Source organism: Allostella sp. (assembly GCF_041913585.1).
Classification (GTDB): domain Bacteria; phylum Pseudomonadota; class Alphaproteobacteria; order ATCC43930; family Allostellaceae; genus Allostella.
The window spans coordinates 1-2,832 of record NZ_JAYSFE010000057.1 but is presented as its reverse complement, the minus strand read 5'-3'; the positions used below and the strand labels follow the sequence as shown (position 1 = coordinate 2,832).

The 2,832-nt window shown below is 72.8% G+C and carries 3 protein-coding genes; 1 reads left to right on the top strand and 2 read right to left on the bottom strand.

Annotated elements, in window-relative coordinates:
• On the bottom strand, window positions 1-1,124 hold a 1,124-nt coding region (gene hisC / locus ACE3Q3_RS12530; protein WP_374446534.1), incomplete at its 3' end, for a histidinol-phosphate transaminase.
• Between the two features lie 35 nt (window positions 1,125-1,159).
• Window positions 1,160-1,993 (bottom strand): chorismate mutase, encoded by an 834-nt coding sequence (pheA, locus tag ACE3Q3_RS12525; RefSeq protein WP_374446533.1) that lies wholly within the window; start codon window positions 1,991-1,993, stop codon window positions 1,160-1,162.
• A 198-nt stretch (window positions 1,994-2,191) separates the two neighbouring features.
• On the opposite strand from pheA, the gene metX reads away from it, so the two are divergent.
• Window positions 2,192-2,832, top strand: a 641-nt coding sequence (gene metX / locus ACE3Q3_RS12520) for a homoserine O-acetyltransferase (protein WP_374446602.1), incomplete at its 3' end; no start/stop codon positions are given.

The window sequence follows — 2,832 nt, the reverse complement described above, 5'->3', positions numbered from 1 at the left end:
AGGAAGTCGGCGATGGTCGCCCGCACGGCGCGCATCTCGTCCTCGACGCCGATGCCGATGCGCAGGCAGTCCGGCAAGCCGTAGCCGGCCATGCCGCGCACCAGCACGCCGCGGCGCTTGAGGAAGGCCAGTGCCGACGCGGCGTCGCGGCCGCGCTCGTCGGGGAAGCGGACGAGCACGAAGTTGGCGACGCTCGGATAGACGGTGAGGCCGAGGGCAGCCAGCTCGCGGGTCAGCCATTCGCGCCAGCGCGTCGCGGTGTCGCGCGAATGCTGGACGAAGGCCTTGTCCTCGACCGCCGCCACGCCGGCCTCCTGGGCGGCGAGGGTGACGTTGAACGGTCCGCGCACCCGGTTCAGGACGTCGACGATCGCCGGCGGCCCGTAGAGCCAGCCCAGGCGCAGGCCGGCCAGCGCGTAGATCTTGGAGAAGGTGCGGGTCATCACGACGTTCTCGGCCGCGTCGACCAGTTCGATGCCGGGCTCGTAGTCGGATTCCTCGACATATTCGGCATAGGCCGCGTCGATGACGAGCAGCACGTTGCCGGGCAGCCCCTCGTGGAGGCGGCGCATCTCCCGGCGCGACAGGTAGCTGCCGGTCGGGTTGTTCGGATTGGCGAGGAAGAGGATGCGGGTGCGCTCGGTCACCCGGGCAAGGACGGCGTCGATGTCGGTGCGCAGGTCGCGCTCGGGCGCGGCCACCGGCACGGCGCCGACCGACTTCGCCGCGATCGGGTACATCATGAAGCCGTACTGGCTGTAGAGCACCTCGTCGCCCTGGCCCGCATACGACTTGGTGAGGAGCTGCAGGAGCTCGTCCGAGCCCGCGCCGCAGACGATGCGCGCCGGGTCGAGGCCGTTGGCGCGGGCGATCGCCTGCCGCAGCCGGTCCGAGTGCCCGTCCGGATAGCGGTGGATCTCCCCGGCCATGGCGGCATAGGCGGCCCGGGCCTTGGGGCTGGGCCCGATGGTGTTCTCGTTGGAGGCGAGCCGGAAGACGCGGTTGACGCCCTCCACCGAATGGTCGCCGCCGACATAGGCGGCGATGTCGAGGATGCCGGGCTTGGGCTGGAGGCGCAGGGGCTCGGCGGCGACGGGATCGGCTTCGGTCCGGGACGTGCTCATCGGGTATTCCTCGGTTGGCGGGTCCGCCGGCCGGCTCAGCCGCGGGCGCCGCCGCTTTCCGCCAGGGGAACGGCATAGGCGCCCAGCACCAATGTGCCGGACGGCAGCCGCGCGAGGCGCGGATCGGCGTCGTCGAGATAGCCGTCGACTTCGGCGAGCACGGCGCCGTCGGCCGCGACGGCGGCACCGTACGGCGCCAGCCCGGCGGTGTGCAGCAGGTCCGCGGCCTCGGCCGGGCCGGCGGCGGGCACGGCGAGGAAGCTGCGGTCGTGGCCGGACGGCTCGGTCGGCAGGCAGGCGACGGCGACGGCGTCGCGCACCGGCCCACGGGCGCTTCCGGGGCTGGCGAAGGGCAGGCGGCTGATGATCCGCACCCGGGCCCGGTCGGCGCTCCGCAGCCGCGGCCACCAGGCGCCGGCCGGCGCCGCGGAGGGGGGCGCCAGCACGCCGACCGTCGCCGCGCCGGCGGCGACGGCGCCGATCACCGCCTCGGCCGAGCCGTGGGCGGCGAGCGGCGTCTCGGCGCCGAAATGGTCGCGCGCCAAGTCCCAGAGGCCGCAGCGGTCGGGGGCGCAGTCGACGGCGGCCGAGAACGGTCCCTGCAGGCGGGTGAACTCGCACATGATCTCGCGCCACAGCCGGACCATCGTCGCCACGCCGAAGGGGCCGTCGAGCTGGGATGCGAGGCGGCGCATGACCTGCGCCTCGCGGCCGGGCCGGAAGGCGCCGGCGCTGCCCGAGGCGCGCTTGGCGGCGGCGATGGCGCCGACGATCGCCGCCCGCTCCTGGATGAGGTCGAGGAGCCCGTCGTCGATCGCGTCGATGCGGCGGCGGAGGTCGTCGAGACTGGGGGCGACGGTGGACGTCATGGAGCGGGGTGGGGCAGCCGTGCCGAACGGGCGAAAAAGGGCGTTACTGATAGTCCGCGGCCGGCGTGAAAGCAAAGAAAACATTGACATTTGCGGGGGTGGTTTCTAACGATCCCGGCCCTGCCATCACCCGCAGGGCCCAGCCCCGGAAGGTCAGCGATGAGCGTGTCGTCGGGCGGGCCGGCTCCCGCGCCGGCCATGCGAAGCGGGCTGGTGCCGCCGCCACTCTGGCGCGATCTCCCCGGCCATCGCGTGGAGTTCGGCCGCGACCGGCCGCTCCGGCTCGATTCCGGGGTCGAGCTCGGCCCCTTCACCGTCGCCTACCAGACCTATGGCCGGCTCGACGCGGACAAGTCGAACGCCGTCCTCGTCTGCCATGCCCTGACCGGCGACCAGTACGTCGCCGAGACGCACCCGATCACCGGCAAGCCCGGTTGGTGGGAGATGCTGGTCGGCCCGGGCCGGGTGATCGACACCGACCGCTGGTTCGTCATCTGCGCCAACGTGCTCGGCGGCTGTCTCGGCACCAGCGGGCCGCGTGACATCGATCCGGCCACGGGGCGGCCCTGGGGCCTCTCGTTCCCCGTCATCACCATCGGCGACATGGTGCGGGCGCAGAAGCTGCTGATCGACCATCTCGGCATCGAGCGGCTGTTCTGCGTCATCGGCGGCTCGATGGGCGGGATGCAGGTCCTGCAATGGGCGGCGAGCTATCCCGAGCGCGTCTTCGCCGCCGTTCCGATCGCGACGGCCGCCCGCCATTCCGCCCAGAACATCGCGTTCCACGAGGTCGGCCGCCAGGCGATCATGGCCGACCCCGACTGGTGCGGCGGCGACTA